Below are 25,798 nucleotides of genomic sequence, written 5' to 3'. Positions count from 1 at the left end.
GACGGCACGAGAAGACCTGAGCGGACGGGTTACGGCGGCGGACGATGGCGGACGATTCGATTTCTGACGGCTCCGACGGCTGGCGGGGATTCCTCAAGGCCCTGACGGGCATGGACTACCCCCAGGCCGACGAGCACCGGCTGTGGAACGTCAGCGCGCAGTACCAGGACGTCGCCGACAAGTTCGGCCAGGTCGAGGATCTGCTGCGGCAGGTCCTCCCGAAGGTGAAGGAAGGCTTCGAGGGCGAGTCCGCCAGCGCCTTCGAGCAGTGGGCGAACTACCTCATCGGCGGCGGCGAGGACAGCATCCTCGGCAGGGCGAAGAAGGAAGCCGAGGGGCTGGCGAAGAACGCCTTCAACACCGGCAGCGACGTCGAGTACACGAAGATCATGATCTTCCTTCAGCTCGCCATGCTGGTCGCGCAGGTGCTTCTCGCGCAGGCTCTCGCGCCGTTCACCGGCGGGCTCTCCGAGCTCTGGGCGGCAGCGGCGGAAGGCGCGTTCCGGGTCTTCTTCTTTCTGCTGGCCAAGTACCTGATCGGCCAGATCACCGCGCAGGTCCTGATGGGCGTCATCGGCGGCCTGCTGCTGGACGCGCTCGTCCAGGGCGCACAGATGGCGGAGGGCCACCGGCGCGAGTGGAACACCTCCTTCACGACGATGGCAGCGGAGTTCGGCGCCATCGCGGGCGTAGTCGGCGGCCCGTTCTCGCTGCTCGGCGAGGGCGTCGGCAAGCTCCTCGGCAACACGATCGGCAAGGGGCTGTCCAAGGCGCTCGCGCACGACGCGGGCGAGGCGCTGGCGAAGGGCCTGGCCGGGGCCGCCTCGCACGGCGCGGACAGCGCGGTGGCGGGCGGCGCCAAGTCGCTGGGCGAGGGCCTGGCGGAGGGCGCTACGCGCGGCGGCGGCAAGGGCGCCGCAGAGGGTGCGGCGGAGGGCGCGGCTACCGCCGGTGGCAAGGGGATCGGCGAGGGTACGACCGGGGCCGGTGGCAAGGGAGCCGGCGAAGGTGCGGGCGGGGCCGGTAGCCGTGGTGCCGGCGACGGTGCCGCCAGTGGCGGTGGCAAGGGGGCGGGCGACGGCGCCGGCGGTACCGGCGGCCGGGGCGCGGGCGACGGCGCCGCCGAGGCAGGCGGCAAGGCCGGGACGAACGCCGCGGACAACGGCATCAGCGAGTCCGCCGCCCGCGGGCTCGGGAACGACCTCGGCAAAACGCTCGGCAGCACCACCGAATCGCTCGAACAGATGGGTGCGAAGGGCGTTCGCGGCGCGGGCGCTGAGGCCGTCGGCAGGGGCGTCGTCCGCGATATATCGACATCCTTCGAGAAGCACCTCGGCGAGGCCCTGGGGAACGACACCGCGAGAGCCCTCGGCAAGGACTACGGCGAAGCGTTCGTCAAGAACTGGTCGGGCAAGGCCGATTGGCAGGCGCTGACCAAGTCCCTGGACGACGCGGTCAAGCCGTACGCGGGCCACCTCGGCGCGGACGGCGCGCACGCCCTCTCCCACGAACTGCCCGCGGCGCTCACGGAGAGCATCAGCAAGAACCTCAAGGGGGACTTGGGCTACAAGGTCGGGGAGCTGATCGGCGGCTCCGCCGTCGACGGCGGTCACATGGCCGTCAGTGAGGGGCTGTACAACCTCATCTTCGGCCCCGACCACGAGTTCAAGGTGACCGGGTGGACCCCGGTGGCGGGTGCGCTGGGCGGTGCCATCGGCCGCGGAGTCGGACACGGCATCGACGCGTTCCGTTCCCACGGAGGCGGCGGGGACGTCGGCGCGCCCCCTCCGCCCTCGGCCTCCTCCCCGTCGCCCCCGTCATCGGATCTCGGCTCGAAGCCGGACGGCGCGTCCGCGCCGCCGCCCCCGACCCCCATCGGCACGTCGTCGTCGGGCTCCCACGGGTCGGCCGCGGCCGACGCCTCGTCGCTGTCCGGCACCTCGACGCACGGCGACGACTTCGGTCCCTCGCCCGCTCCCCACCAGATCGCGACGTCGTCGCAGCACGGTGCGTCGGGCGGGGCCACCGGAGACGGCGGCCCGGGCGGTACGACCGTCGACCCGAACGGCGTCGGCACGGCCGCGCAGGGCGGTGCCCACAGCGGCGGAGAGCACGGAGCCGGATCGCACGGCGCCGGAGCCCACGACGGTGGCTCGGACTCCGACCGGCCGACGGGGCCGGAGCACGCCGGTACGCGCGGTGGCGACGGGCCGGAGGAGAAGGCGCCCGAAGCGGTGCCGATGGGCACGCACGCCGCCCCGGCCGGCCAGGACGGCACGCAGACCGCCGCGCCCCCCGCCCGCCAGGGCCCGAACGCGTCCGGCCCCCAGCGCACGCCGCCGGGCCCCTCCAACTCCGCGCCCGCGCCCGCACCCGGTGCCGGGCCGCAGGGCGGCGGCACCAAGACCGGGCCCGGCCCGGGGGCCGGAGGCACCGACCGCGCGCCTTCCGCGGAGAGCGTACGGACCGTGTCCGGGTCCGACGGGGCCCTGAAGCAAGCAGCGGGCAAGGGCGGAGAGGGCACCGGCGGCTCCGCCGGGGAGGAGACCGTACGGACCGGGGACGGGTCGGAGCCGGTTCGCGGCGGCGACGAGAGCCGTTCCGGAAGCGACGCCGACACCTTCGACCCGCATGGCGACGATCCGTTCGCCGGCCTCGACAACGACGACCTGCCGAAGGTGCCGAGCGCGCCGCCGCGCATCGCGACGGAGTCGTCGGGGTCGTCGGGCGGCTCGTCCGCCGCCTTCTCCGACCACGGCTCGGGCTCTTCCTTCGAGCCGCGGCAGGCCACTGGAGCGCTCTCGGGTGGCGAACAGGCCCGTACGCAGAGCGAGTTCAGCGGAGCAGGGAATGAATCCGTCGGTTCGCACGACGGCCCTGACGGCTCGCCCGATGGCCCGAACGGTTCGCATGACGGCCCCGACGGCTCGTACGACGAACTGAACGGCTCGCACGACGAAGGCCAGCACACCGGCCACGGCCCAGCGGACCCCGTCGATCTCGCCGACGAGTCCATATGGCCGCAGGTCCCGCAGCGCGACGTCACCGGTGGTGGGCAGCCTCGGCGGGACGCGGACCGCGGCGCCGTTCTGGACGACATCGAGGTCTCCCTCGCCAAGGGCGACACCGCCGAGGCGCTCCGACACGTCGAAAAGCTCAAGGACTTGGAAGCCGGCACCAGGGAGGAGCTGGAGGACGCGCGCCACAGCCTCCCGGTGGACCCGGATGCGCCCGAACCGTGGAATTTCCCCCCGGAAGCCGCCCACGCCATCGAGGACGCGATAGCGGGCGGCAAGACGTCCGACGTCGGCGACCTGGTGCGGCCCGTACGCGACCACCTCGCCCAAGAGCGGCGCCGACTGGACGAGAACCTGAAATGGGCGGGCGGCGACGAGGCGCACACCTCCAGCCGCCTGCCGGACCCGGACGGCCGGACGGGTGACGGGGAGCGGAGCCGGTCGGACGATGAGACGGCGCACGGCCGGTCGGACGACGACGAGTCCCTCGAAGAGCGCCTCCAAGCGCTCAAGGGGCCCTCCGAGGACCCCCTGACGGACGATGAACTCCTCGCTCAGCGGCTGACGGAGCTCAAGAACACCACCGGCGTGGACGCGGCCCGGTCCGAGGAGCGCCTGCGCGATCTGCGCTACGAGTACCGCAAGGCCCTCCGAGAAGAGGAGGAGTGGGGGTTCGGCGGCTCTGCGGAGCGCACCGGCTCCGAGCCGCGGGAGCCGGGCGGGGGGCATGGCTCGGACGGCGACGGTGACGGTGACGGCGCGCACGGTCGGTCCGACGTCGACGAGCGCAACCGGCCCCGTACCGAGGAGGACGAGAGGCTCGCCGAGCTGGAGGAGAAGCTCGGCGCGCTGCCCCCCGTCCCCTCGGACGGTACGGGCGGTGGCGGTACGGGCGGTACGGGCGCGGAGGCACGTACGGGCGCCGAAGCACACGCCGGAGCGGAGGACCGTACGGGCGCGGAAGGCCGCGCCGGGTCGGACGAACTCGACTCCCTACTGGACGAGTTGCCGTTCGCCGACCGTTCGGACCTGGGCCCGGACCTCGACGAGCTGCCGCCGGTCGTGACCCCCGACCCGTTGGCGCACGCGGTCCCCGACGCCCCGCCGTCCGCCCGCACGGAGACCGGCCGCCGGGTCGAACGGGCGCTGCGGCACCTGCGCGGCCAGGCCCGCAGGCACGGCATGGACGCCGACGAGACGCGCGAGCTCTCCGAGAAGATCACCGAGGACACGTCGGCCGGGCGTCACAAGGAGGCGGCCGAGGGGTTGCGCAAGCTCCAGGACGCGGTGGCCGAGGCCGGGCTCGACGAACGCGTGGAGCACTTCCGTCGGCACATGGACGGCGGGTACGACCGGGCGTCCGCGCTCGGCATGCGGCGCTCGGAGTGGTACAAACACGCACTGGACATCGAGTCCTCGGTGCTCACCGGTACGCCGCGGGAGACCACCGAACGCTTGCAGGGGTTCGAGGACCGGCTCGAATCGCTCCGCTCCGACCTGGCGGCGCGCGGCGAAATCTCCTCGCCCCTGGCGGAGGAGGCCCGCGCGCGGAACTTCCTGGCCGACGCCCGCAGGGAGCGCGAGGAAGCGCTCGGCATGACGCCGGAGCGCAGCGAGGAGTGGGCGGCCCGCCGGGACTCGGCCACGACCCCGGAGGAGGAGCACCGGCTCCGCGACGACTACGAGGCCGAGTTGGACTCGCTCGACACCGCGAAGCGGCTCGGCGACCTCAAGGATCTCGGCGCGTCGGAGTCCGAACGCGCCGACTGGCAGCGGCGGTTCGAGCGGGATGGCCTCAACGACGAGCTCAAGGAGCAGCACGACCGGCGCACCCGAAACCTGCGGGCGAGCGCGGGCGACGACGAACTGGCCGACCTTCAGCGGCGTCTGCGCGAGTTGAAGGGTGAGGGCGGCGAGTGGGCCGATCTGCAACGGCGTTTTGAGGCTCTGAGGGGCAGCGGCGGCGGCTCGGACGCGGGGCGTGGGGGCCGTGAGGGTGGCGGTCAGCGGTCCGAGGAGCAGTCGGACGAGCGGGCTTCGGGGCAGGCGGAAGAGCAGGCCGAGCAGGGGTTGGAGGGTGAGGGCGCCGAGTGGGCCGATCTGCAACGGCGCTTTGAAGCCCTGAGGGGTGGTGGCGACGGCTCGGATGCGGGGCGCGGGGGAGATGAGTGGGCCGATCTGCAACGGCGTTTTGAAAACCTGAGGGGCAGTGGCGACGACTCGGACGCGGGGCGCGGCGGCCGTGAGGGTGGCGATCAGCGGTCCGAGGAGCAGCCCGGCGAACTGGCTGATCTGCAACGGCGTTTTGAGGCTCTGAGGGGTGGTGGCGACGGCTCGGATGCGGGGCGCGGGGGCGATGAATGGGCCGATCTGCAACGGCGCTTTGAGGCTCTGAGGGGTGGCGGCGACGGCTCGGACGCGGGGCGCGGGGGCGATGAATGGGCCGACCTGCAACGGCGCTTTGAAAACCTGAGGGGTGGCGGCGACGACTCGGACGCGGGGCGCGGCGGCCGTGAGGGCGGCGGTCAGCGGTCCGAGGGGCAGTCCGACGAACGGACTCCGGGGCAGACGGAGGAGCAGGCCGAGCAGGGGTTGGAGGGTGAGGGCGCCGAGTGGGCCGATCTGCAACGGCGCTTTGAAGCCCTGAGGGGTGGTGGCGACGGCTCGGATGCGGGGCGCGGGGGCGATGAGTGGGCCGATCTGCAACGGCGTTTTGAAAACCTGAGGGGCAGTGGCGACGGCTCGGATGCGGGGCGCGAGGGTGACGAGTGGGCCGATCTGCAACGGCGTTTTGAAAACCTGAGGGGCAGTGGCGACGGCTCGGACGCGGGACGCGGGGGCGATGAGTGGGCCGATCTGCAACGGCGTTTTGAAGCCCTGAGGGGTGGCGGCGACGACTCGGACGCGGGGCGCGGCGGCCGTGAGGGTGGCGGTCAGCGGTCCGAGGAGCAGTCCGACGAGCTGGCTTCGGGGCAGGCGGAAGAGCAGGCCGAGCAGGGATTGGAGGGTGAGGGCGCCGAGTGGGCCGATCTGCAACGGCGCTTTGAAAACCTGAGGGGTGGCGGCGACGACTCGGACGCCGGGAACGGCGGCCGCGAGGGCGGCGATCAGCGGTCCGAGGAGCAGCCCGACGAACGGACTCCGGAGCAGGCCAAGGAGCAGACCGAGCAGGAGAAGTGGGAGGCCGCTCAGGAGCGGTGGTACGCCGAGCGTCAGGAGACGCTGGGCATGCCGCAGGAGGAGCGGGACCGGTGGGCGGAGCGCCGAGCCGCCGCCCAGGACGCGGATGAGCTCGAACGGGTCGACAGCGAGCACTTTGACCGGGTCCTGGAGCTGTCCCGCGAGCGGAGGGTGGAGGAGATCCGCCAGGGCGACCCGAGCGGCCCCTCCCGTACCCGGGCTGTGCGCGAGGAGTGGGTGCGCCGGTTCGACGAGGCCGCCGGGGACCCGGAGGCCACCGACAAGCTGCTGGACGAGCACCGGGTGGAATCCAGCGCTCTCCGCGACGCCGAAAGTGCGCGCCTGGACCGTGCGCTGAGCGCTCCCGACCCGCTGAGCCCCCTCAACCGCCGTATCGACCAGGCCCTCGACAAACTGCCGACCTCGGCGAAGGCCGCAGCCGCCCGGGAGAGCGCGACCCTGCTGGAGCGGGCCCGCCGGATGAGCGCGGACGGTGGCGCGGACACGGCCGAACCGAACAGCGCGGACAGCCCGAGCGGCGCGGACGGAAAGGGCGGCCCAGGCGGGTCCTCCGGCGGAACGGACGACTTCGACGTGCCGCCGCCCCCGCCCTCGGGCAAGCCCGGCGCGGCCGGCCCTCGGGACGGTGAAGAGGGCGGCGGCGCGGGCAACGGCGCGAAGCCCGAAGGGGACGGCGCCGACGGCACCGTGGCGCGCCCAGTGCGGGACACGGTGGATCCGAACCCCGGCGAACAGCTCGCCGGTTCCTTGCAGACCGAGCGGCCGGCGGCCAAGAAGGCCGACGTCGCGGAGGACGAGGAGCTGACCAGCCCGTTCCGTGAGCGCGAGCCGGACGACGTGGAGCCGAAGGCCGGTTCCTTCCTGGCCAACAACCCGGAGACCGCGGCGAAGCCGAGCAAGGAGAGCGCGGGCCAGGACAAGGGCGCCCCGCCACTCTCGCCTTCCGTCTCCCGGGAACCCTCCCCGGGCCCCTCGCCGGAATCCTTCTCGACGCCAAGCGGCGATGAACTGGCCGCGCACTCGGTAGAGTTGGGGGATCTGCCGCCGCTGGACCGTTCCCTGCACACGATCCCCGAAGTGGACGAGGAGCAGATCGCCCCCGCGCCTAAGGGGGGCGACGGCGGAAGCGATGGTGGAGGCGACGACTCGACGCCGCCGGACGCTCCGGGCGGCGGGGAGGCCGGGGAGAAGACTCCGCAGAAGCCCTCGCCGGAGGAGCGTGACCGCGAGCTCGACGAGCTGTCGGCCGATGACTACGAGCGGCTGCTGTACCAGACCCGGCAGCGTTTCCCCGGCGTGTCCGAGGAGCAGATCCTCGACAAGGCATACGCGCACCTCAAGGCGGAACCCAAGAAGGTCGTGGAGAGCTCCGAGCCGGGCGAGGAGCGCAAGGTCGAGCTGGAGTCGGAACCGGTCGCACCGAACTGGGAGCCGAACGAGCTGGTCAAGTTCGACGACGAGTCCGAACTTCCGCGTACGCTCCAGGGCTTCGGCAACAGCAAAGTCACCTTCCGCGGCCTCGACCTGCTGGGGGAAGAGCTGGCGCAAACGTTCAAACCCGCAGAGGGCGGGCTCGACGAGCTGCGCCGCGAACTGGTCGACAATCCGCATACGTTCCTCGGCGGCCGTCCCTTCGAGTTCCGCACCGCCGACGGCGGATATCGGCAACTGACCGTCAAGGTCGGCAATTTCGGAGAGTGGAGCCGCTACGCCGAGCCGCAGCCCTCGGCGGACTCGCCTGAAACTGACAGCGCGTCTCAGCACAAGGGCGGTACGGAGTCCGAGCCGAAGGGCGCCGAAGCGGAGACGGCCAAACCGGAGAAGGCCGAAGGGAAGGCCGAAGGGAAGGCCGAAGGGGGCGAAGGGGCCGAAGAGAAGAAGGCCGAAGAGGAGAAGGCCAAGGAGAAGAAGAAGGACGATTCCAAGACCGAGGACACGAAGGTCGAGACCGAGGTCCGCAGCCGCCCCGGCGCGGGCGACAGCAAGACCCTCGGGGCGACCCGCTCCTTCGCCGCGTCCATCCCTCTGGGGCCCGCCGGGGGCCTGGCCAGCCCGTACGGCTCGGTCGCCTTCTCCGTCCGCCGTGTGGAGCCCAGCTACTCCTACGGCACGGAGAACCGCGCCCAGACCAGCATGACGGCGGCGGGCAAGGGCAACAGCCACGTCCACGTGGACGACCTGTACGTCGTCGTCGAGTACAAGAGCTGGGACAAGAAGAAGAACGAGCTGCCGGGCGACCCACGGCGGCCTGCCGGAGCCTCGAACCGCGCCACATACGCGGTGCGGGGCGGCATGCTCTGGCGCGCCCCGGACAGCATCACCCACCCGGTACGGCCGGACCGGCTGCCGGCGGAGTTCACGTTCCCCCCGGGGTCCCGGCCCCGGCTGTTCACGCCGCTCGACGTCCATACGGGCGAACATCTGCTGAACTGGGCCCTCAAGGAGTTCCCCGACGCCGGGCCGAACACCACCGCCCGCCGCCACATCGTGGACTTCCTCGCGCCCGAGAGCCTGCGCACGCTGCTCGCTCCGGCGACCACGAGCACCGCGCTCAGCCAGCCGCTGTTCGTCGACGCCTCCAAGGACCGTTCGCTGGGGGCCATCGAGCTGAAGCTGGAGCCGGTCGCGGCCAAGCTGCGGCTGCCCACGGACGAGACCGAGGTCAAGAAGGCCGACGCCAATCGCGCGACCGCGACGGTGGACCGGCGCAGCACCCAGGGCGGCTCGGCCGGTGTGACGCTCGGCCCCGCGTTCGCACCCCTGGGCACCGAGGGCCCGAAGGTGCAGGCGGGCGGCGCCCTGTCGGTCTCCAGCCAGCGCGCCGAGTCGTCCGTGAGCGGCAACAACGCGGAGAGCGGCCGTACGGTCAACTCCCGTGGCCACGCCGGGTTCTACGATGTGACGTACAACATCCAGGCGCGTCGGGTGGGCGGCGAGTGGACCTCACCACAGCCCGGCGGGGAGCCCGCGCGGCTCACGGCCTCGCTGCTGCTGTCGCGCGGCGAGGCGCGGCGGCTGGCGGGCTGGGACGACGGCACCGCGCTCGCGCAGGGCGCGCCGGAGCCTCAGGCCCCGGCCTATCTGATCGAGGACAATCCGCTCACCTTCGGCCCGCACGCCGTCGTGGAGCTGGACTCCGGCCCCGGCGGCAGCACGACGACGCACCCCGCCTCGGCTGCGACTGAGGACACGAGCGCGACCGCTGACGAGACGACGGCCGCCAACGAGACGGCGACTGCCAACGAGACGCCGACCGCCGACGAGAGCACGGCCGCCAACGAGACGGCGACCGCCGGCCAGAACGCGACCGCCGGCCAGAGCGTGACCGCGACCGCGACCGCGCCCGAGGAGCCCTCCGGCAGCGCCGCCCCCGCCGAGTCCCAGGCTGCCCGCGAGCACACCAAGTCCCTGGTGGAGAAGGTGCGCGACCAGGTGCAGCGCGAGCTGTCCGAGAAGTACCCGGGCCTGATCCTGGCGCCGGGCATGCACACGCCCGAACGATTCCGGTACGCGACGGACGCCACGACCGGCGAGTCCGTGCCCAAGCGATTCCCGGGCCGGGCGCAGGACTACAACAACGCGCTGCGCAACACCCACAAGCTCTACCAGGTCCTCTCCCAGGTGCAGTTGGAGAGCAATCTGGGGGCGCTGGCGAGCACCGGAATCTCCTTCGAGCTGGGTCGCCTGGGCCAGTTCTACGACGGCAAGCTGCGCGCGCTGGTGAAGGAGTACGTGACCGTCACCGTACGGGCCTCCGCCACCCAACGCCGTTTCGACGGCGTCCACCACGACCTGGGCCTGGCCAACAACGTGGCCTCGATGCGCCACGCGGACGCCTCCACCACCCGCACCCAGGGCATATCGGGCGGCATCGATGTGACGGCCAGCGGCGGCGGTGACGTGGGCGGCTCCGGCGGGTTCAGCGCCCGGGCCGGCAAGTCGAAGTCCTACAGCGCGAACTACGGCCCGGTGATCGCCCCGGACGGCGGCATCACCAGCTCAGGGCCCCAGCACCTGTGGACGTACGACCTGAAGTTCGATGCCTCCGCCTCCTCGTTCTGGCGTCCCCGCCAGATCGCGCGCGTGGCCTCCGGGCAGCTGCTGAGCCTGCCGTGGTTCGTGCGGCGGGGCCCCGTCGTCCCGCTCCTCGGCTCCGACCCGGGCCAGTACACCGGCCATGTGTCGATCGCGGTCCCCGCCGCCCTGTCTCCAGGTGCGTCCCCTTCCGAGCCCGCGGCGCAGCCCGCACGGCAGACCACGCCCGACACGACCACCGAATCCCCCGCAGAACCCTCCACCGAACAGCCGGCCGAACCTCCCGCCGAACAGCCGCAGCCTGCCGAACAGCCGCAGCCCACCGGGCAGCCGCAGCCCGCCGAACAGCCGCAGCCCACCGAACAGCCGCAGCCTGCCGAACAGCCGCAGCCCACCGGGCAGAGCACCCACGAGGCCACCGAGCAGACCGCCGCCCCCCAGCAGCGAGACCCCGCACCCGCCCTCGGCGGCCTCGGGCGCGACCGTGCGATCGAGCGGCCCACCCCCATGGACGCGGCGCTCGCCGAGAAGCTCTCCTCCGGCCGCCCGGTCCCCGAATGGGAACCGCACTCCCTCTTCGACCACCCCCACCTCGTCCAGAGCGTGATCGCCCCCCAGGTGGTGCACCAGCACCTCAAGGAGCTGCTGAGCAACGTCTCCGGCCGCTCGTGGGTCTACGGACTGGACGGCACCCCGGCCGCCCGCGCCCTGGCCGACTCCTTCGGAACCGGCCGCAACGAGGCGGACTTCAGCGACTCCGCGCAGATGGGCAAGCACGTCGGCGAGCTGTACGGCAAGACCGCGTTCACCGATGTCACCGCCACGGCCAGCGCCTGGCCGAAGCTCAAGAACGCGCGCGTGCTGTCGGTGGTCGACTCCGGCGACCTCACCACCTCCGTCATCGGCGGAGCGCTGACCGGCGGCGGCGACTCCGTCACCTCGACCACGAGCCGCAGCATCGGCCTCAACGCCGCCTTCCGGGCCAAGCACACCGACGCACACCACTCGACCGGGAGCTACGGGCTGAGCTGGACCCCGTACTCCCGCGGCCATTCCAGGACCGAAGCGGCGGGCATGTACGGCAACCCCGCCAACACCAGCGAGTACAACGGCCCGATGGCCCTGGTGGTCGCCGATGTCGACTGGCACCTGGCCGCCCGGTTCCGGCATGCCGGACAGATCGCCCCGCTGGTCAACGCGCTGGGCGGCGCGCACCCCGCGCAGGGCCGGATCGTGCCGGTGCCGGACGGCGTCCTGATGTGGATGCCGCTGGAGGACGCCAAGGCGGAGGGGCTCTACGACGACGGGCTCGGCTCCCAGCCGACGGAGGAGAAGTTCTCGTCGAGCGACCTGACGACGCTGGCCGCCTTCCCGGTCGGCCGCCTCGACATGGCCTCGGCGCTCGACGCGTTCGCCGCGCACGTACGCGAGAAGCTGCCCCGGCAGGCGGACTGGATCAACCCCGACAGCATCCTCGACGACCAACTGGGCAGTCTCGCGAACAAGAACACGCTGCTCTCCCCGGAGGGCCTGCGCGGCATGCGCGCCACCCTGGAGCACGGCGGCACGTCGCTGCGCGTCGTACGCAACAACATCGGCCCCTCCAACAAGGGCCGACTGGTCTTCACCCTGCGCCGCGAGGAGTTCGGCGACGGCACGCTCCGCCACGACGTGGCGCTGACCACGTCGAAGGTCATGCTGGGCGCCAAGACGCTGGCGGAGAAGGTGTCGAGGGGCACCGACGGCGGCTACAAGGTGAGCGAGACGCCGACGGTCGACGGCCAGGCCGGCATGAAGTCGGCCAGCGGCGGATTGCAGGACATCGGCGGCACGTCCCGCTCGACGACCCTCGCCACCACCGTGAACGACATGGAGACCAGGTCCGTGGCCTGGTCGGGACCGACCGTGTCCGGCCGGACCCGCTTCACCCTCCACATCGACCTGGAGCTGCACGGAAGGCGGGCGCTGTCGTTCCAGCACGACGTCGGCGAGATCGACGAGCACGTGCCGGTCAGTCTGGCGCTCCCGCAGTCCGACGGCGGCCCCCACCAGCCGGCGCTGAAGCCCCAGACCCTGGAGAAGGACGCCACGGACTGGCCGAAACTCCTGCCGGGCGCCGGCGACCACGTTGCCCAGCGATCGGCGCAGTCGCAGTACACCAAGGCCAAGGAGCTGTTCTCCGCCGACCCCGAGAGCCTCGTGGTGCTCAGCGTGGGGGGCGTGGAGAAGCTGCGGGAGGCGGGGTCCTTCGCCCTGGACGTCGCCGAGAAGCCGAACTGGCTTCGGCCGCGGCACGGCAAGGCGGCCGTCGGCGAGAAGGGCGGCCCGTACCTGGGCAAGGGCACGCTGGCCCGGCCCGGGTCCGCCAGCTCGGAGTCGCACTACAACAACGTCAGCGAGGAGGTGCTGAGCGCCGCGTTCCCGCGCATGGTGCGGGAGCGGTTCACCCTGCCCCCGCTGCACGACAGCGCCACCTCGGTCGGCGGCCACGACGCCACCCTCTCGCTGCTCGCGAGCGTCGACCTGACCCACGCGCAGGTGGTGACCCTCGACCCCGACGCGGGCCTGGGCGCCAACCGCCGCGGGCTGCTCAACCACGCGCACACCGGCGACACGACCGAGACGCACACGCCGGCGTTCACCGGTGGACCCAACGTGGCGACCGTGCCGGCCCCGCTGCCGCCCGGCGGCGTGGCCGGGTCCGGCTCGGCCTGGACGGACAGCGCGACCTCCGGCATCACCTCCGACCGCCGGACCTCCGGCCTGTCCACGGTCAAGCCGCCCGCCGGTGGCGCCGTGCTGGTGCGGCTGCCGGTGTACTGGCAGCACGTCGCCAAGGTCACCCAGCGCATCGCCGACGCCCCGCTGGTCACCAAGGTCAACGGTCTCGTGCCGTCCGTCATCCGCAAGGACTTCGGCCTGGCCCCGGCCGCGGTCGGCCACACGGTGAGCGACGGCGTGTACGTCTGGGTCGCCAACGACCTGGCCAAGAAGTTCGGCCTGCTGCCGCCGGAGGTCGAGGACGCCTCGAAGGCCGTGAAGACGGAGACCGACGTCTTCATGGAGGCGGCCGAGGCGTGGGACGAGACGGCGCGCACCCTGCGCACCTCCTTCCCGGCCGAACTCGCCGACGCGCGCACCAAGTTCAACGAGTCACGCGCCTCACTGACAAAAGCCGAGACGGCTCGCGAGCAGGCCGCCGCGCGGGATGCCAAGGCCACGCACGACGCCGAGGAAGCCGAGCGCCGGGCCGCGGACATCGCGGACCGGGTGGCCGAGGCCGAGCGGCGGGCGGAAACGGAACGGCTCAAGGCCGAGGCCGACAACGCCACCGGAGCGGTCACCGACTCCGCCAACGATGGCACGGCGCACGGCCCGCACCTCGACGAGGCTCAGCAGCGCGCGTCGGCCGCCGAACACGAGGCGGCCGTCGCGCGCGCCGCCGAACTGCGCGCGAAGCAGCGCGGCACGGCGGTCGAGCTCACCGAGAGCGAAACCCGGGTCACCGAGCTCACCGCCGAACACCAGGTCGTCCAGCGGCAGTTGGCCTCCCGCGAGGAGCGCCACGCCGAGCTGCTCCAGGACCTGGCCGACCACGGCCGGGAACGGCTCACCGCCGAGCGCCGCCTCGCCCGCGCCTGGCGCGCCGCCCACGACGCCATGCGCTACTACGGCGTGCCCGAGTCCGAGCGCCAGGGACAGCCGCCGCGCCCGTGGGACCCCGACCTCAAGGACGACCACGAGCCGCGCCCGGCCCCGCGGAGCGCACCCGGCTATCCGCACCCCGACCAGGCCCTCGCCACCGCCGAACCCGACGCCGTCGAGCCGTACGCCGCCGAACCCGACGCCGTCGAGACCGTTCACCAGGAGACCGCCCCCTGGCTGCTGGAGACCGCCGGGCAGCACGACCCGCTGGTCGGGAAGGCCGATGCCGATGAGTCCGAAGCCCGCGAGCGCGACAAGGCCGCTGCCTGGGCCCGGCACTGGCGCGCCGAGGACGCCCGCTACCGGACCGCTCTGGACGACGCCCGCGCCAAGCGGGAGCAGTGGCTGGCCGCGGACAAGCGGGCGGGCAAGGCCCCGGCCGCCGGCGCGGGCGAGACCTCGCCGACCAGGGACGCCCTGCGTACCGCCGACAGCGAGTACGCGAAGGCCCGCGAGGAGCTTCAGGCGCGTCACGGCGCGGCCGTACGGGCGCGGGCGCGCTTCGAGGCAGCGCGGCAGTCCGCCCGTACGGTCGGTGCGGCGGACCACAAGCCGTGGCACCCGGACGCCGACCCCGAGACGTACACCCGTCCCGTGGACGACGAGCCGGTGCCGGAGCCGTACGCGGTGCTCACCAAGGACACCGATGACAAGCCGCTGAGCCTGACCGGTCCGGACGGCACGACGGTCCTCGACCTCGTGGACCCGCCGAGCGCCAAGGGGGAAGCCGGGGCTACGAGCACGGGCACCGGTACGAGCACGGGTACGGGTACGGACGCGGGGACGGGTGCGGGCGCGGCCACGAGTGCGCGTACCGGCAGGCCGCGCAACCCGGACACCGGCACGAGTTTCCACCGTTCGCTGCTCCACGCCCTCAAGGAATCCGACCCCGAGCGGACGGCGGCCCTGGGCCTCGACCACGACGATCCGGTCGCCGCGATCGAAGCGCTCAAGGCGAAGATGGCCGACCAGTTCAGCCTGGACAGCGAGGAGTTGGCGGGCTTCCTCGCCGTCGACTCGTGGGACCGGTTCACTGCCGACGAACTGGTGGCCGCCGGGATAGACCTCACGCCGACGGAGCGCGAGGAGTTCGACGCGTGGAAGCGGCTGCCGGAGTCCGTGACGCCGACGGCCGGGCAGCGGACGGCTCTGGCGCGCACGGCCCTGCTGCGCGCCGGGGACGACCGCATCGAGGACCGCAAGGACACCGGCTGGAACCACGCCACCGGTGACCTCCTGCCGCTTCTCGCCTCCCGGGCCCTGAAGCTGCCGGTGACCGTGGTCCGTGCGGACCTGGGCTACCAGGACTTCAAGCCGGGCGGCCAGGACGGGCGGCTGGGCGAGGGTGAGGGCGGGGGCGAGCCGCAGCCGTCGTCCGTCGTGCTGCACGTACAGGACGACCAGTACCGGCCCGCCCTGCCGTCCCGCGACGGCCAGGCGGCGAAGTCCGATGCCGACGACTCCGACCCCGCCACCGTGGAGGGCGGTAGCACCCTCGTCCTCCCGGACGGCAGCCGCCACACCCTGACGCCGGTCACCGGCGAGGGCCCGCTGTTCGCCGAGTCCCTCGCCGCCGCGATGAAGGGCATGGAGCAGGGGAAGGCTCCGGAGGAGACGAGCCGGCACGGGGTGCTGCGCGGGACCGGCCCGCAGGAGGCCGCGTCCGTCGGCGAGCGGCTGGCGCGTGAGCTGGAACAGCCCGAATTCCCGGACCTCGGCGACGAGCTGCTGTCCCAACACCCGTTCAGTCAGGCGGACTTGGGACACGTCGGGGTGCCGCTCACCTCCGGACAGCGGGCGGAGCACGAGAAGGGCGGCGGGCTGCTCCCGGATTCCGTGTCCCCCACCCCGACCCAGCGCAAAGCCCTGGGACAGCGGATGTTCCCCGGCGCCGCCGACGAGTTCACACGGGCCGAACTGGAGGCAGCGGGCGTACGGGCGGCATCGGACGGGGACGAGCGGCGCCCCCTGACCGCCGACCAGCGCGACGCCCTCACCGACGAGCAGCGCCGCAAGCTCACCGCGACGCTGCTGTCCCGGCCGAACCCGTCGCCCGCGCTGACCAAGCTGTCCCGGGAACTCGCGGCGGGCGTCTTCGGCGGCCTGCGCGTCGTCGGCGAGGACGGCCGCGTCACCTCGTACGGCGAGGAGCCCGAGGACGGCCCGCTGCTGCGCCACGACGGGACGTCCTACGCGCCTGCTGTCGCCGAGAAGAAGGAGAAGCAGAAGGAGAAGGAGGGGAAGGGGGAAAAGGGGAAGGCGAAGGAGGGGGCGAAGGCTGAGGGCGCGGCCCCGCTCAAGGAGGAGGCGAAGCCCAAGGAAGGCGCGACGGGCGAGCGGAGCCAGACGCCGGCCGAGAGCCGGACCGCGGCGCAGACTGAGAGCGAAGCGCAGGCCGAGCCCCAGGCCGAGCCCCAGGCCGAGCCCCAGGCCGAGCCCCAGACCGAGCCCCAGGCCGAGCCCCAGACTGAGACCGAAACGCGGACCGTAGAGCCGACCGCGACGCGCGCCGCCTCGCAGCGCGAGCCCTCCGTCTCTCCCGATGACGAACTCCCCGTCGGCGACGTACTCGCCGGCACGCAGCCGGTGACCACCCGTCGGAACGAAGACTCGTCCGAGGCTACGGTCTCCTTCCAGGGGAACGGCCGGCAGTCGGTCATCCGGCAAGGAGTGATGGGCGGCGGGAGCGGGGCGCCCGTGGAGGTGCCCAAGGAGCTGCACTGCGTCTGGCTCGGCGGCGAACTGTCCCCGGCGGCGAAGGCCAACATCCGCGCATGGGCGGCCAGGGCGGGCGATTCCGGCTGGAACCTCACGGTGTGGACCGACCACGGCGCGGCGGTGGCGAACCAGGAGTTCCTGCTCCACTCGGATCTCGGCACGCACGTCAAGTCCCTGCCCATCACGCAGGGGCTGCTGAACTCGTCGCGGAAGCTGCCCTTCGGAGACACGAAGGCGAAGCGGCTGTTCGACCGCGCACTCGACAAGAGGGCCTTCGCCCTGGCGTCGGACGTCACCCGTTACGCCGTCCTCCACAAGATCGGCGGCCTCTACTTCGACATCGACCTCGGCCCCGGAAAGGTCGTACTGCCCGACTCGCTGGCGGTGCCCGGTGGCCTGGACGCACTCCCGATGATGTCGCCGCAGTTGCGCGACGACTCGCATATGGAGTCCGTGCTGAAGAGCGCGGGGGGCGCCGGGGCGGAGGGGGAGAGCAGGGCGGAGAGGGTCGAGCGAGCGGCCCGGGCACAGTACGAGGCCAAGGTGTTCGGCAATCACTTCATCGTCACGCCGCCCAGGTCCCGCTTCCTCAAGTACGCGTTGGACGAACTCGCCGACGTGAACATGAAGTCCGAGTCCGGCCGGAAAATGCTGGAGATCGCCATCGAGGCGCGGGAGGCCGGGGCGATCAGCGGCCCCGGTTACCTCGACATGCGACTCTCCGAATACCTCAAACGGCTCACCGGCGAGTCCGGCTTCCTGAAGCCGGCGGTCGACCCCGACCAGATCGAGCGGTGGATCGGGGTGGAGTGGCTGACGGACGAGAGCGGCAACCAGGAGGCCGAGGGCGAGGAGGCCATGCGCGAGCGCCGCGCCGACGCGGCGGAGCGGAGCGGCTCACAGCCCGCGGCGGGGCGGCGGCGGGGGCAGGTTCTCCGCGGCGCCAGCATGGTGTCGCTCGCGGAGAAGCTGGGCGCGACGCGGTCGAAGGTCAGCCGGTGGGGGAGCGGGCTGTCATTGGTGAACCTCCGCAGGCCGGCCACGGGTACGTCCGGTCCGTTGAACCCGGCCGAGGAGACGACCGCCGGGCCGTCGACCGCCACCCCCACCGGGGGCACCGGCCGGCTCTCGGCGTCCAACGCCACCCGCGTGATCGTCACCCCGGTGGCGGACGGCCCCGTCACGCACGACCGGCCTCAGCCCCAGGACCAAGGCGGGCAGCGGACCGTCACCACCACCGACGGCCGCCGCATCCCCGCCGGCAAGATCCGGCTGCGTGAGATCAAGAACGCCGAGGGCAGCGTCATCGGCCATGCCTCGCACAGCGACCGGGGGTGGGCCGACCGCCAGAAGATCTACGCCAAGTTCCGCGGGGACGGCGCGACCTACTGGCACTACAAGGGGTCCGAGGACCACGAGATCCCTGACGGGGACGTGGAATCGGCCACCGAAGCCTCCCCCTGGCACGTCACCGGCCGGCAGCAGGACACCGAGCCCGTACGCCCGTACTTCTTCGACGCGCACGGCACCGACAAGGGCGTACTCCTCGATGTGGAAGGTGAGGAGAAGCCGTTGGAGGTGGGGGGCGAGCAAATCGCCGCCTATGTGAGTTCGTTGACGCCCGACACCAGCGCGCCGGTCGTGCTCGTCGCCTGCCACGTGGCGGGGCACGGGACGGTTCAGGGCGAGAGCGTCATCGAGCAGGCCGCGCAGGCATCGCCGGGTCGCCGTTGGTACGGGCCCAGCGGGGTCGTCGGCCACGTCAGCGCGCCCCGCGCGGGCGGCGGGGGCGGGGAGGGCGTGCTCGCGCTGCTCACCGACCCCGTCACGGAGCGGCGCGGCTACTGGGCCTCGGCCTTCGCGCAGCCCGGCACGTCGGACCCGGTGGCCCGTACAAACCACCACGCCGGGGCGGGCCCGTCCACGGCCCGTGGCGGCACGCCGAAGACGGAGACGGAAGAAGCGCGGCGGCCCAAGGGGGAGACGGAAGAAGCGCGGCGGCCCGAGGGGGAGACGGAAGGAGCGCGGCGGCCCAAGACCGGCTCCGCGTTCCAGGCCAACTCCGAGCAGCCCGCGCCCGTCGAGGCCCCTCGGCCGTCGCTGGCTGACCTGATCGTCAGTCAGCTCGGCAGTGGCTCGGCCAAGAAGCCCCTCACGCTTGCCGATGCCGGCGGTGCCGGTGCGGCCGCCGAGACGGCCGAGCCCGCCCCCGTGGTGGCCACGGAGGGCGACGCCGAGACGGCGGTGGAGGACGGCCCCGGCACGGTGGAAGACGACTCCGAAAGTGCGGAGGACCATCCCGCAACGGCGGAGGACGCCCCCGCAGCGGCGGAGGGCCACCCCGAAGCGGCGGAGGGAGAGGCGGGCGCCGAGCAGGCCCCGGGGGTCGAGCCCGAGCCCGAGCCGAGGCCACTACAGCCGCGGGTGCCCGAGCTCCTGCCGGATCTGCCCGTGGAGCGGGCCCGGTCCTTCCTCGTTGCCGGCGGATCCGTCTCCTACGCGGACATCGCGGTGTACCAGTCCGAGTACGGCCGGTGCGTCCAAGTGTCGTGCCCGCCGGACATGAGCCTTCCGGCCTGCGCCTTCTACGCCCAGCGGCCCTCGCCCCCCGGCAGGGCGGAGCCGATCTACTTCGAGGCCACCCGCGTCGACGACGGCGTGCTGCTGTACCGCAAGGACGGTTCCTCGGTGACGGTGAATGCCGATCAGCTCGGCGAGTTCCTCGCGCGGCTGCACGCGGGCAGGGCGGAGTCGCTCCTCCTGGTCGTGGACCGCGCCGCCGAGCCCGTGTCCATGCCCACGGAGCTCGCGGAGGGGGAGACCCATCTCAGCCGCCCCCTCGCCTTCCTGCAGCGGGTCGCGCGCGCCTACGGGCGGCCGGTCTTCGGCCCCAGGGACGAGATCGTGCGCACCGAGGAGCCGGGGGAGGGGTTCCCGTTCAAGGGCGCGTGGAGCGTCAGCAGGCCGGACGAGGCCCAGGTCGCGGACATTCAGGCCGGCCGCTACTTCCGGCACCCCGGCGACGGCAGGCTCATGCCGTGGAGCACCGTGAGCCTGGCGCGTTCCGCGACCATGAGGAATTCCCCGGACATCTGGCTCGGCAGCCCCTCGTCGGAGCTGCCGAGCTTCCAGGCCGGTTTCGCCGATCTCGACCTCGACGTGCTCACCAACCAGCACGACCAGGGCCAGGTCTACGGACTCGACTACTCCATCCCCTCCTCCGACGTCCCCTGGCCCAAGCCGTCCGAGGAGGCGGCCGAGCCGTCCCAGGAGGCGGCCGGCGCGTCCGAGCCGGCGGTCGGGGGCCTGTGGATCGCGGTGCACGGCAGCCCGTGGGGCGTGACGGCCTACGGTGCCCACGAGTCGGACCCCTTCCCGGTGTCCGGTGCGGAGTTCGCCCGGTTCGCCCGTACGCGGGTCAACCACTACATCCAGGAGTTCGGCGCCAAGCCGAAGCGGATCGTGCTGATGTCCTGTGAGACGGGCATGCCCACGGAGCGGAGAAACGGCGGAGTCGTCCAGCACGTGTCAGCCATGACCGGCATTCTCACCCACGCGCCGACGACGGTGAGCGGGCTTGAGGTCCACGGTCACGTGGGCGCCGACGGCGAGGCGCACACCGTCCTCACCCTGATCCGGGACGAGAAGACGGGCCGGCTCGGCCGCTGGGTGTCCTCGCACCCGGAACACGGGGTGCCGCCGCTGCCCGGCCCGCAGCCGAAGGAGGACACCCTGCTGCGGTCCTACGAGGAGCAGTTCGAGCGGCGGCTGGCCGCCGTGCTCCTCGGCGACGAGCGGGTCGTCCAGCAGTTCCGCGTCCTCGTGGATCACGTGTGGCAGACGACGCCGGAACCGGAGCGGCCGTATTTCGGTGTCCTCCGCGACTACGAGGTCGGGAGCGTGGGCTTCGACGACAGGGGGGAGGCGGTCCAGGAGGTCGTGGAGCACGGAAACATCCGCGAGATCGTCGCGCTGCTGCACCAGGGCGTGGCCAACGGCATGCTGCCGTCGCCGTCCGTGCCGAACGTCGCGATCGCGGAGTGGACACGGTGGTCCCGGGAACACCCGCTGGCCGTCAAGGCCCGGGACACGGACTCCCCCCATCCCGTACGGGCGACCGCGCACCCCGACGACATCCGCCCGGTGCTCAGCGCGCGAGAGCGCGACCACGCGGTGGACACGGCAGGGGCCGAGCCCGGGCTGGCCTGGATCCCCGACCGCAAGCTGTACCGGCTGGACCCCGAGTCGCCCTCCGCCAAGGCGCTGCGCGAATGGGGCGAGTACGCGCCCGTCGGCCTGTCCACGCGCACGTACGACCTGCTGCGGGTGGCGGCCGACACGGGGGCGCCCGTGGACATGGCGCTGATCCGGCGGGGCATCGTCGGCGCGATGGTGCAGGCCGGGCACAGCACTTACCACGAAGCGATGTCCACGGCCGCGCTGTTCGACTTCCACCGCGGCAACGTCCACGGGCTGACCTACCACCACACCGCGGAGCGCCACCAGCACCTCACCACCGCCGCCGACACGTACCACGAGGTCCCTGGCCGCTACCGCTCCCTGGACCTCAGCGAGGCGGAGCTGAGCGCGGCGAAGGGCCCGGAGGGGCTCTTCCCCGCCGAGCACGCCCCGTACATCGACGTGTACGAGCGGACGAAGGCGGCGCTGGACGACCTCGAACTCCCCTCGGGACCCCTCCTGTCGGACGCCCCCGACTCCGGGCACACCGAGACCGAGCTGTCCGACCTGGCCGGACGTCTGCACGCGCTGGGCCGGATACCGGGCGACGAGGCGTTGAGCTTGTTCGCGGCGCTCTCTCCCTGGCCGACCGGCCAGGGGGAGGAGAACGGTCGCCCGGGGTTGGCCGCCGTGCTCCACGAGAAGGCCGTCGCCGCGCGTGAACTCCCGGTGCACGAGAAGGCGTTGCAGGCCGCAGGGCTGCCGAAGGCGATCTCCGTGGGGCCGGGTGCGGCCAACCACCCCGAGCACGTCCGCTACGCGCTCCAGGCGCTGGACGCGGCGGGCCTGACGCGGCCGGAGTGGGACTTGGCCGAGGGGCTGCCGCCCAGCTCGCTCGGCCCGGCCGCCGGGTTCCTGCTCACCCACCACTACCTCGCGGGCGACTTCGCCGAGATGGCCGGGCGCAAGGTGCTGGCCGCCATGGACGGCCGGGCCGGGACGGCGCGGCGGGAAGTCTGGGCGCCCTCGGACGGCGGTGGGAGCCTGCTGCGGCACCTCGCCGAGCGTGAGCCCGGCGGCAGGGACGGCGTGCCGGCCGAGACGCCGGTGACGGGCTGGGAGGAGCTCCTCCGGGCCGCCGGTGAGGAGGCGCTCCCGCGGGAGTGGTTCGCCGGGGCCCTGGGCCGCGTCGGCGACTCGGCCGCCCCGGACCTGGCCAAGCTGCTGCTGCCGGGCCCGCGGCACACCTGGGACGGGGACGCCCGAAAGCGGCGCCCCGAGGCCGGTCATGTCGTCGTCGCCACCGGCACCGGCGAGGTGGGCATCGCCACCGGGAAGACCGGCGGGGACGGCACGCCGGAGGTGATCTCCCTGGTCCGCGACACGGTGGAGGGCGAACCCGGTACGACCGCCACCGTGCGGTACGGCACGGTCGGCGCGATGGGGGAGGGCACGGTCCGGTACGGGCGGGGCCCGTGGCACGAGGAGCACCAGAAGCTCCAGAAGGCGGAGGCCGACCGAATAGCGCGCGAGGACGCGGAGCGGCGACAGGCCGAGGCGACCGCCGAAGCCGCCTTCCGGGAGGAGTCGCGGCAGCGGGCGAGGGCCGAGGCCGACGCGCTGGCCGCGGCCAAGGCGAGTGCCGAGGCCGACACCGCAGCCGCCGCCGAGGTGAGTGCCGGGGCCGACACCGCGGCGGCCGCCGAGGCGAGTGCCGCCGAGCGGCAGCCGACCCCCTCGCAGGACGCGGAGGACCGCCCCGGACCGCGGCCGGCGGCGCCGGAGGGCTCCCCGCAGACGCTCGCCTCCCGGCACCGGCTCACCGAGACGCGGATGACGGCCGGTGGATACGGAGGCGTGCCGGAGCAGGCGCACGCCGGCCCAGCGATGGCCCGCGGCACCCTCCCCGGCGGTGCGCACCCGCCCGAGCGCTCCGCGGAGGCGGGCGCGGCCACCGTGATGACCGTGAAGGAGTTCAAGAAGCTCACCAGCGGCGGCGCGCTGTCGAACCGCCCGGGCGCGTTGAAGCGGCTGGACGACGCGCTCGACGCGTTCCACGAGATCAAGGTCACCGACTTCGCCGCCCGGAAGGCGAGCCTCGACGAGCTCGACGGACTGGCGGGCTCGGCCAAGGACGGGGTGAAGGAGAAGCGGCAGCGCGGCGTGAACGCCCTCCGTGAGCAGATCCGCGCTGAGCGGAGCGTCTACGATCCGGTCGCCCGGGCGGCCGGCGCCACCGACCGCTTCGAGCGCTTCACCCTCCTCGCGGACGCGCACGAGGCCGCTCTCGCGCTGCTGCGCGGCGAGCCCGGCGACGGGCAGCTGGACCTGCTGTCCGCGACAGTGGGAGAGCAGGTCCGGGAGCACGTGAACAAGGTGAAGAACGAGGCCATGTTCGATACCGGGGACCAGCGGGCCGAGGCGGCGGAAGCGGTCCGGAAGATGATCGGCGGGGACCTCGACGCACTTGAGGAGATGTCCCGGGACGCCACGGCCCCCGACTTCACCCGGCGGCTCCTGACGGATCTGCTGGAGCGCCGGGAGACGATCGGATTCTCGTTGGGGAATCCCGGCACGCGGCTCTCCAGGCCGACCGACGCCGAGCCCTCCAAGAAATACTTCATGACGGTCCTGCTCAGCCAGCCGGAAGGAAAGGCGGAACGGATCGGTTCGCTGGCCCACGAACTGACGCACGTGGACGTCGGCGAAACGCACAAGAACACCGAAATGCTGTTGATCTGCGAGAAGGGGCTCACGGCCGACGAGATGATCGCGCTGGCCCACGAGCGCGCGGCGAAGGCCGCCGCGCTGCGGATGTACCTCGACGACACGGTCGTCGCCACCTCCGGCCGCAGAATGCTGGTCGACAACAAACTCGACTACATCACCAAGTACGGGCAGCTCACCAAGTACCTGTCAGGGTTCAAGCACACGCTCGCCCCCGGGGAAGAGGCCGTACTGACGGACGTGTCGGAACGGGCCGGAAAGGATGCCGCGGCGCTCGTCGAGTACGACACCGTCCTCACCCAGCTCCTCGTCTACCTGCACTGCTGGGGCGTGCCGCAGAGCCACCCGTTCTACCGGAAGGCGCTGGAGCTGGCGCGGGAACAGCACGCCGAGCGGCGCCCCTGAGAAAAGTCGGCAACCCAGAGAAGACACGTGCCGCATTCAGCCGAACGCAATCCCCGCCGCCGCGTCCCGAAGGCGGCGGCCGAAATGAGGAGGGAACCGATGGGACAGACCCAGGGCCGGTCCGCGCAGCCGGACGGCGACGGCGGGGCCGAGGCCGAGGAGGAGCGCGGTCCCGCCTCCGGCCCCGGCGGCGCGGCCGCGGACGGCGACACCGCGATAGTGGGCGGCGTCATCGGCGCCCCCGCGCCGCGCGCCACCGACAGCGGTGAGAGCCCCGAGGCGGAGCCCGGCGGCGCGGGCCGCGGCGGACCGGCGGCGGCGCCGGGCACGTTGGGGCGCGGCGCCGCCGAACCCGACGAAGCACCGACCGCGTCCGCCGCTCCCACCGGGGACTCCGCGCGCACGGCGGTGGCGGTGGGCGTCGCGACGGCCGCGGCCGACGCGGCGGCGGACGACGGCGCGACCGGGGAGGCGTCGCGCGCCACCGTGGTGTCCGAGTCCTCCTCGGGCGTGGTCAAGGGGGCGGTGGCCCCCGTGGCCGGCGACGAGCCCGCCGCGCGGAAGACCGCGGCCGAGAGCGAGGCGGAACGGGAGAAGGAACCGTCCCCGGAGAGTGAGCCGGAGAAGAAGGCGGAGAAGAAGCCGGAGAAGAAGGCCGGCTTCCTGGCAGGCAAGAAGGCCGGGAAGAAGACCAGCTCGGCCGCCGGCACTTCCGCCGCAGTGGCCGTGGCCGTGTCCGCCGCGCCGCCCGGCGACGGGACCGCCGGCGACCCCTCGCCCAAGCGGCCGGGGCGCGTGCCGAAGCCCATGGTCGCCGCCGCGGCCTTCGCCGGAGCGGCCCTGCTGGCCACTCCCTTCGCCGTCTCCGCTCTGCAGAGTGACGGGGGCGGCGCGGCCGGGCACCAGGAGCGTGCCGCGGCGTGGAGCGCGGGAGACCAGGCCGAGGGGTACGTGCCCGGCACCGACCCGAACAGCCCGCAGGGCGCGATCCTGCCGTCCGGCGACAAGACCTCCGCCGGCACAGCCGGCCCCGGGGGAGGCGCGAACTCACCGGACGGCGGCGCGAAGAGCGACGGCGGCGGCACCCGTACGGACGGCGGGGCCGACAAGAAGGCGGACGGCTCCGCGGACTCGGGCAGTACCAAGGCGGGCGGCGACAAGGGCAGCGACAAGAAGAGCGGCGGCACGCAGTCCAGCGGCTCCACGAGCAAGAGCGGCAGCTCCAAGGGCAGCGGCGGCGCGCCCAAGTCCATGAACCAGATGGCGTCGTCCGTCGTCTTCAGCGCCGTCGCGGGCCCCAGCTGCGACAACCAGCGCTTCCAGAAGAACGGTTACTTCACCAGCGGCAAGAAGGGCTGGACCTCTTCGTCCGGCGGCTACAGCGGTTCCGGCTGCGACGGCTCGTACCTCTCGGTGCCGATGTCCGGTGACTCGCACGACAAGGGGAACAGCGTCAACTGGCTGTTCGACACGCCCGCGAAGGCCAAGCAGTGCGGCCTCTCGGTCTACATCCCCCGGAACAGCAGCCTGCAGAAGGTGGGCGGCGACCCCTCGTACTACACGGTCTACAAGTACTTCTCGCCCAAGAGCAGCAATCAGACCGGCTCGTTCTCGATCCGGCAGGTGGACAACCAGGGCGGCTGGTACAACGTGCCCGGCACCTTCCCGGTCACCAACCAGAAGCTCGCGGTCCAGCTGCACGACCGCGGATACGACTGGCACGGCAACACGAGCACGTACGCGCACCACGCGGCCTCCGCGCTCAAGGTCTCCTGCACGTCGTAGGCGCCCGGACACCGATGAGGGGCGAG

2 protein-coding genes are annotated in these 25,798 nt (G+C 72.8%); both read left to right on the top strand.

What is annotated here, in order from left to right; genetic code table 11:
* The first annotated feature begins 44 nt into the window (after positions 1-44).
* Positions 45-23,987, top strand: a complete 23,943-nt coding sequence (locus AC07AB_RS08320) for a WXG100-like domain-containing protein (RefSeq protein ID WP_478562065.1) — start codon at positions 45-47, stop codon at positions 23,985-23,987.
* A 99-nt stretch (positions 23,988-24,086) separates the two neighbouring features.
* The gene (locus tag AC07AB_RS08315; RefSeq protein WP_478562062.1) at positions 24,087-25,772 is read left to right on the top strand and encodes a hypothetical protein; all 1,686 of its coding nucleotides are present in this window, start codon (positions 24,087-24,089) and stop codon (positions 25,770-25,772) included.
* The last annotated feature ends 26 nt before the right edge of the window (positions 25,773-25,798 follow it).

It is taken from the genome of Streptomyces sp. NPDC044033 (assembly GCF_056434425.1).
This window is presented reverse-complemented; position numbering and strand designations above follow the sequence as displayed.